Below are 1,530 nucleotides of genomic sequence, written 5' to 3'. Positions count from 1 at the left end.
TCCCTATTTTCCTTTTTCTCTAATTTTTTCCTAAACTCCTAAAAGTTAAAGAGAATGAATGAGTTTTAAATTTGAGCTGTCAATTTCCCACCTATATGTTTGTTCTATGGTGTACAAGGATATAAATCGCTATTTCATGGGGATTTTAAGAGAGGCGGTTGCCGTATGGGGAAATCTAAATCGCTCGTGCTTTGGATGTTATTATACCAAAATGGCAATTTTATTCAAGGATTATTTTAATATAATGGGGAAAAAACTGTCTCTTCTTCCTTGTCCCTCTTATTTCTCACACAGGGTATTTAGGCGAAATCAATGATAGGTCTCCCTGATAGTAGAGCTTAACCTCTACCTCTATTTTTGAAAGAAAGCGAAAAGCTCTTCTCCTAATCTATTCTCCAGCTTGTATGAAACATTTCTTTTCCTACCTCTAAGCCAGCACATTTTGTGCTCACTTAATTTGTAGAGTGTAGTCTTATAGTGCACTTTTTAACTTTTTACTTCTTACCTCCTCTGTTTAATGTATTGCCAGTCCTCAAAGCGTCTTTCCCTAATCATTTAGCCTTTAGAATTAAAAGCCAATGGTGCCTCGCCCCATCTGCTTCAATTCCTGCGATCTTTAAAGCTTTATCGTGGTATGTTTTAACAAAAAAGCGAAGGCGGGAATAGAGAGTTAATTGTAAGCTATCTCTTACATTCAGCCGATAAGGGATTCTGCCTTTTTTTATTAAGTTAAGGGCAAATGATGAATGTTTTTTAAACCATAAAAGGCATAGGCTATGTGATAAAACCTAAATAGAGGATCCTTATAAAGGAATCTTAAAAGCTCACCTTACGCACAGATGAGTTGAAAAAATTATTCCAAGGGTATATTTTTTTCTTTGAAAAGAGGAGAAAAAAATGAAACTTGATCTTCTTGATATTTATACAGATTATCTTATTAGCCAAAACCAGCAAGCCACAGCTACCGGGCTATCTAACCTTTTAGATGGTCAGATTAGCCACGATAAAATCACCCGTTTTCTTAATAACAATTCAGGAGGATCGAAAGAACTATGGCAGTATGTTAAAAAGCAAGTGCGCCATCTAGAACAAAATAAAGGAGGTGTATTGATTATTGATGATACGATAGAAGAAAAGCCCTATACGGATGAAAACGAAATCGTCTGCTGGCATTTTTCTCATACCCAAGGAAGATGTGTAAAAGGTATTAACCTACTTTCCTGTCTTATTAGCTATGGAGATCATACTTTTCCTATTGGCTTTGAAGTGATTAAGAAAGATATGCACTTTTGCGACGTAAAGACGAAGAAAGAAAAAAGGCAATCATCCACCACTAAAAACCAACATTTTAGAGCACTTATCCAGCAAGCAGTTACCAATCAAGTTGAATTTGAGTATGTGCTGGCGGATAATTGGTTTGGCGCTAAAGATAATATGGAATTTATCCACTATGAACTCAAAAAAATGTTTATATTTGGCATAAAATCTAATCGATTAATTGCTTTCTCTGAGGAAGAAAGAAAAAAAGGC

1 protein-coding gene is annotated in these 1,530 nt (G+C 35.3%); it reads left to right on the top strand.

What is annotated here, in order from left to right; translation table 11 throughout:
* Positions 1-897: 897 nt before the first annotated feature.
* A partial coding sequence (locus DB41_RS01040) for a transposase (protein ID WP_052243764.1) occupies positions 898-1,530 on the top strand: 633 nt, incomplete at its 3' end.

The sequence above is a fragment of the Neochlamydia sp. TUME1 genome (assembly GCF_000813645.1).
Taxonomy (GTDB): domain Bacteria; phylum Chlamydiota; class Chlamydiia; order Chlamydiales; family Parachlamydiaceae; genus Neochlamydia.
This window is presented reverse-complemented; position numbering and strand designations above follow the sequence as displayed.